The following is a 511-nucleotide window of genomic DNA, read 5'->3' as shown; positions in this document are numbered from 1 at the left end:
AATATTTCCGCCAATTCATAGGCCAGGGGCCGGGTTAATGCAGCTGACATAAGGTGGCATTCCTTACCAAGAATCTTCCTGATCCATTTGGGACTTCATCTCACACGACGTCAGTCACAAAAGTGGAGGCGATATACCATGGAGCCGGGTTTTGAACTTAGTATGAGTATAGGCATAAAATACCTAGAGTAGCGCCGAATGTTGCGCCGTAGCGGCATAGAACGGCAGTGACGCCAAGGGCATATCATGGCAGCCGAAGCAGGAGATACGCGATATGAGCAAGAAACTCTTTCTGGGCTTTGCCCCCGAGCCACACAACCTGGCGAAATTACTGAGATTACAACATGAGCTGCACCCCTGGCTGAACCGGAATGCGAAACCCGTGGCCGTGGCTAACTTACACCTGACGCTGGCGTTCCTCGGCCAGGTGCCCCCGACCGAAATGGAGCGGCTGCGCAAGGCGGTTGCCAGGCTGCATAAACCCGCCTTCAGCCTGACCCTCGACAGACTC

Annotated in this window: 1 protein-coding gene; it reads left to right on the top strand. The window is 54.2% G+C overall.

All coding sequences use genetic code 11. The annotated features are described in order from the left end of the window. Positions 1–274 precede the first annotated feature (274 nt). Positions 275–511, top strand: a 237-nt coding sequence (locus tag F2B26_RS17830; protein WP_235929737.1) for a 2'-5' RNA ligase family protein, incomplete at its 3' end; no start/stop codon positions are given.

The organism is Cellulomonas citrea (assembly GCF_009829685.1).
Classification (GTDB): Bacteria; Actinomycetota; Actinomycetes; order Actinomycetales; family Cellulomonadaceae; genus Cellulomonas; species Cellulomonas citrea.
This window is presented reverse-complemented; position numbering and strand designations above follow the sequence as displayed.